The organism is Inquilinus limosus MP06, from assembly GCF_000767795.1.
GTDB classification, from domain to species: Bacteria; Pseudomonadota; Alphaproteobacteria; order DSM-16000; family Inquilinaceae; genus Inquilinus; species Inquilinus limosus_E.
This window is the reverse complement of the sequence record NZ_JANX01000456.1, coordinates 1-5,291: the sequence shown is the minus strand read 5'-3', so window position 1 is coordinate 5,291 and position 5,291 is coordinate 1. Positions and strand designations below refer to the sequence as shown.

The window sequence follows — 5,291 nt, the reverse complement described above, 5'->3', positions numbered from 1 at the left end:
GTTCAGCGCCAGCGCATCGCGACCGGCCGGGGCGTAGAGCACGAAACAGTCGCCGCCGATGCCGGTCATATGGGCCTCGACCACGCATTGCACCGCGACCGCGGCCAGCGCCGCGTCGACCGCGTTGCCGCCGTCCATCAGCACCTCGAGCCCTGCGGCCGAGGCCAGCGGGTGGGAGGTGGCGATCGCCGCCTCGCCCGCGATCAGCGCCGAGCGCCCCGGTTGGCCGAAATCCCGCTGCATCCGCTGCATCCTTCCGCGTTCGAACCCCTGGTTGATATCGGCGGCGGGGGCCATTGGCAACCATGCCCCGCCGCCTCCAGGCCCCGATCGGCCGGCATCGCAGCACTCCAATCGAAACATACATTCATGATTGCATTCTCCTGACGAAAGCAAACATACATTCATGAATGTCAAAATAACTCTACACCTATACCAGAACCGATTTGAGTTTGACGCAGATCGGGAACGTTTTCACTTAAACTCTATTGCTTTTGTCATACCTGCCCCATAAGTTCGGCGCGCTTTGGCCGGGGGACGGTCGAGGCCGTGATGAAACGCGACCCAATCCGTCAACGGGGGACGAGCAATGCGGAAGGTTTTGATGCTCGGGGTGTGCCTTGCGGCCGCCGCGGGAGGAATCAATGCGGCCCAGGCGGCGGATGCGCCCGTCACCTCGGGCCTGTCGCTGAAGATCAACGGCTGGATCGGCTTCATGGCCGGCCTGTCGCTGAGCGACACCAATAACAGCAGCTTCGACCGCGACTACGACTTCATTTCCAACGCGCGTCTGCAGTTCGACATCAAGAACGTCACCGATTCCGGCCTGGAATACGGCGCCCGCATCCGCATGAACAATGTGGACCGCAAGAACAACATCACCGTCGACCGCACCTACCTGTACGTCAAGGGCAGCTTCGGTACGGTGACCTTCGGCGACGCGCCCTATGCCATCGCGGACTTCGGCTACGTCTATGCCCATGACACGCTGAACGGCAAGCTGGGCCTCGGCGCCGGCTGGGGCGACGGTTTGGACGGCAAGTTCAACCTGTTCGGCGGGTCGGACACCTTCTACGCCATCGATCCGAGCTACGGCATCGGTGGGCTGAACGGCAAGGATACCAAGGTCAAGTACACCTCGCCGAGCCTCTCCGGCTTCTCCTTCGGCCTCGACTTCACGCCGGTCGCGGGCGGCAAGAACGCCGAGAATTCCAAGGGCACCGGTGGCGGCACCAGTGATCATGCCGGCAATGGCGGCCGCAACGACCTTTTCAACGACGCCACCACCCGGTACGAGAACGTCGTCACCGCCGGCGTCCAGTACACCAATACCTTCGACGGCAGCACGATGACCCTGCGGGCTTCGGCCGGCAACGGCAACGGCGTCCTCGGCAACCATGACTACGAGGCCTACAGCCTCGGCGGCCAGCTCATCCATTCGAGCGGCTTCGCCGGCAGCGTCAACTGGGTGCACTTCGCCAGCACCTTCCGCTCCGACAAGGCGATCGACTCGATCACCGGCGACCTGTCCTACTATGGCGGCCCCTATGTCATCTCGGTCGGCTACGCCTACACCACGGCCGAGAAGGGCAATAAGCTCGTATCCACCTTCACCGACGGCCAGGACCTGAAGACCAACCACAGCGTCGTCGGCTCCTTCCTCTACAACCTGGCGCCGGGCCTGAACAGCTTCACCGAGCTGTCCTACGAGCGGAACGAGTTCCGCTCCGGCAAGGACTACGAGGCGACCAACCTGACCACGGGCCTTGCCATCAGCTTCTGATCGGCAGCCGAGCGTGTGACATCCAGCAGACTTGAAGGGCGGCGCCAGGGGCCGCCCTTCTTCTTGCCCGACCCCGGCGTGAATCGCGGCCTCCCCTCGCCCGCCATTCCCGGATGGTCTGCCGGACCCGATGAATCGACTGCCCCGCCGCTCATCGCGAGCATCGGGTCGTGGTGCCGTGACTATTTTATGAAATTTGCCGACAAGCCGCCTTTTTGCCCTGGCCGGTGATTGATTTTAAAATTTGTCGTTTCGTATAAGCCTCGCCGTTACAGGAAGGGTCGGCGCCGCGACTGCGGGAACGCACGCCCGATACGCGAGGGGAAGTAAAATGCGGAAGTTTCTGTTGCTCGGGGTGTGCCTCGCGGCCGCCACGGGAGGGACGAGTATTGCCCAGGCGGCAGATCAGAACGTCACGTCTGGCCTGTCGCTGAAGATCAATGGCTGGATCGGCTTCATGGCCGGCCTGTCGCTGAGCGACACCAAGGACAGCACGTTCGACCGCGACTACGACTTCGTTTCCAACGCGCGTCTGCAGTTCGACATCAAGAACGTCACCGATTCCGGCCTGGAATACGGCGCCCGTATCCGCATGAACAATGTGGACCGGAAGAACAACATCACCGTCGACCGCACCTATGTCTACGTCAAGGGCAGCTTCGGCACCCTGACATTCGGCGACGCGCCCTATGTCGCGGCCGATGTCGGCTACGTCTATGCCCATGACGTGTTCAACAGCAAGCTGGGCCTCGGCGCCAGCTGGGGTGACGGCCTGGATGGCAAGTTCAACCTGTTCGCCGGCTCCGACACCCTGTACGCGGTCGACCCGACCTATGGCATCGGTGGCCTGAACGGCAAGGACACCAAGATCAAGTACTCTTCGCCGAGCTTCTCCGGCTTCTCCTTCGCGGTCGACTTCACCCCCGTCGCGGGCGGCAACGGCCATGCCGGCAACGGCGGCCGCAACGACCTGATCAACGACGGCAGCACCCGCTACGAGAACGTCGTCACCGCCGGCATCAACTACGCCAACACCTTCGACGGCACCTCGGTGCGCGTCGCCGGTTCGGCCAGCAATGGCAACGGCGTCGGCGTCAACCATGACTTCGAGGCCTACAGCCTCGGCGGCCAGCTGATCCATTCCAGCGGCTTCGGCGGCAGCGTGAACTGGGTGCACTATTCCAGCACCTATCGCGCCGACAGGGCGATCGACTCGATCACCGGCGACCTGTCCTACGGCAGCGGCCCGTTCGTGGTCTCGATCGGCTACGCCTACACCACCGCCGAGAAGGGCAACAACATCAGCTCGTCCTTCACCGACGGCAAGGACCTGAAGACCAACCACAGCGTCATCGGCTCCTTCCTCTACAACCTGGCACCGGGCCTCAACACCTTCACCGAGCTGTCCTACGAAAAGAACGAGTTCCGCAGCGGTCAGGACTATGAATCGACCAACCTGACCACCGGCATGGTGATCTCCTTCTGATCGAAGGCCGACCTCCATACGCACCGAGCGAGGAGAGGGCGGCGCCAGGGGCCGCCCTCTCTGCCTCTGCGGATCCGCGGCACCGAGCCCGCCCCGGCGGCGTTGTCTCAGGGGAGGAGCGCGATGGCCGGCAAACCGGGACAGGTGCGGATCGGGATCTCGGGCTGGACCTACCGGCCCTGGCGCGGCGTGTTCTATCCGAAAGGCCTGGCGCAGAAGCGCGAGCTGGCCTTCGCCGCCGGGACCTTCCCGACCATCGAGATCAACGGCACCTTCTACGGCACGCAGCGGCCCGAGAGCTATGCCCGCTGGGCCGAGGAGACGCCGGAGAGCTTCGTCTTCGCGCTCAAGGGGCCGCGCTACATCACCCATCTGCGCCGCCTGCGCGACGTCGAGGCGCCGCTGGCCAATTTCCTGGCGTCGGGGCCGCTGCGCCTCGGGCCGAAGCTGGGGCCGATCCTGTGGCAGTTCCCGCCCAGCTTCCGCTTCGACGCGGAGCGGATCGAGGCCTTCTTCGAACTGCTGCCGAAGGACACCGAGGCCGCCGCCGAGAGCGCCCGCCGCCATGACGAGCGGTACGCCGGCCGGGCCTGGACGAAGACCGATCGCAAGCGGCCGCTGCGGCACGCCATGGAGATCCGCCACGACAGCTTCCTCGATCCCGCCTTCATCCGGCTGCTGCGCCGCCACGGCGTGGCGCTGGTCTGCGCCGACACGGTGGACTGGCCGCGGCGCATGGACCTGACCGCCGACTTCGTCTATTGCCGGCTGCATGGGTCCGAGCAGCTCTATGTCAGCGGCTATGACGACGACGCGCTCGATATCTGGGCCGACCGCGTCGCCGCCTGGGCCCGGGGCGGCGAGCCCGAAGATGCCGAGCGGGTGGTCGACACGCCGGGGCCGAAGCGGGCCAGGCGCGACGTCTATGTCTATTTCGACAACGATGCCAAGGTGCGCGCGCCGGCCGATGCGAAGGGCCTGATTCGCCGGGTCGAGGATCGCCTCGCCGGCTGAGTCCCGCCGGGACCCTGCCCTGCCCCATCGGGTTGCCCGCCACGCGCACCATCGTGATAGACCATGCCCGGCCCCGCCATGCCCGGGGTGTGCGCGGAGGGGTGATGACGGTCCAAATCGACATCGGAACGCTGTCCGACGGGACATCGGCCATGATCGATCTCGAGGAGCTGCTGGCGACGCGCCTGCTGGTGCAGGGCAATTCCGGCTCCGGCAAGTCGCATCTGCTGCGCCGCCTGCTGGAGCAGAGCGCGGCCTGGGTGCAGCAGGTGGTGGTCGACCCCGAGGGCGACTTCATCAGCCTGGCCGACCGCTTCGGCCATATCGTGGTCGACGGCGACCGCTCCGACGACGACCTGTACCGCATCGCCGGCCGGGTGCGACAGCACCGCACCTCCGCCGTGCTGAACCTCGAGCGCTGCGACATCGATTCCCAGATGCGCGCCGCCGCCGCCTTCCTGAACGGCCTGTTCGATGCCGAGCGCGACCTCTGGTACCCGATCCTGGTCGTGGTCGACGAGGCGCAGCTCTTCGCCCCCGCCGCGGCCGGCGACGTGTCGGAAGAGGCGCGCAAGGCCACCCTCGGCGCCATGGCCAACCTGATGAGCCGCGGCCGCAAGCGCGGCCTGGCCGGGGTGATCGCCACCCAGCGCCTGGCCAAGCTGGCCAAGAACGTCGCGGCCGAGGCCTCGAACTTCCTGATGGGCCGCACCTTCCTCGACATCGACATGGCCCGCGCCGCCGATCTGCTGGGACTGGAGCGGCGCCAGGCCGAGATGTTCCGCGACCTCGGCCGCGGCCGCTTCGTCGCCCTGGGCCCGGCCCTGTCGCGCCGGCCGATCGAGGTGCGCATCGGCGCGGTCGAGACCGGCGCCCGGTCGACCAGCCCGAAGCTGCTGCCGATGCCCGAGGCGCCGCCCGAGGACGTGCACGAGCTGATCTTCAAGGCGGTCGAGGCCGAGCCGCCGATGCCGCGCCCGACCCGGCCGCCGCCGCAGCCGCCGCAAT

General features: G+C 66.2%; 5 protein-coding genes. 4 read left to right on the top strand and 1 reads right to left on the bottom strand.

All coding sequences use genetic code 11. From position 1 onward, the window contains the following. Positions 1-243: gamma-glutamyltransferase (locus P409_RS25775; protein ID WP_034845179.1), on the bottom strand; the 243-nt coding region annotated here is incomplete at its 3' end. Between the two features lie 346 nt (positions 244-589). Between P409_RS25775 and P409_RS25770 the strand changes: the two genes are divergently transcribed. From P409_RS25770 to P409_RS25755, 4 genes are all read left to right on the top strand, one after another. Beyond that, positions 590-1,783 carry a porin gene (locus P409_RS25770; protein WP_081991797.1) on the top strand — a complete coding sequence of 398 codons (1,194 nt, stop codon included), beginning with the start codon at positions 590-592 and terminating at the stop codon, positions 1,781-1,783. Positions 1,784-2,114: 331 nt separating this feature from the next. Further along, positions 2,115-3,269: a porin gene (locus tag P409_RS25765; RefSeq protein WP_034845175.1), complete on the top strand. Its 1,155-nt coding sequence runs from the start codon at positions 2,115-2,117 to the stop codon at positions 3,267-3,269. A gap of 123 nt (positions 3,270-3,392) precedes the next feature. Next, positions 3,393-4,283: a DUF72 domain-containing protein gene (locus tag P409_RS25760; protein ID WP_034845173.1), complete on the top strand. Its 891-nt coding sequence runs from the start codon at positions 3,393-3,395 to the stop codon at positions 4,281-4,283. 104 nt (positions 4,284-4,387) lie between these two features. Further along, positions 4,388-5,291 (top strand): helicase HerA domain-containing protein (locus tag P409_RS25755; RefSeq protein WP_034845181.1); only part of this gene is annotated, 904 nt, incomplete at its 3' end.

Excerpts from the sequence above, each read along its gene's own strand:
- P409_RS25770 (WP_081991797.1), top strand. The coding sequence starts at position 590 with ATGCGGAAGGTTTTGATGCTCGGGGTGTGCCTTGCGGCCGCCGCGGGA.
- P409_RS25765 (WP_034845175.1), top strand. The coding sequence starts at position 2,115 with ATGCGGAAGTTTCTGTTGCTCGGGGTGTGCCTCGCGGCCGCCACGGGA.
- P409_RS25760 (WP_034845173.1), top strand. The coding sequence starts at position 3,393 with ATGGCCGGCAAACCGGGACAGGTGCGGATCGGGATCTCGGGCTGGACC.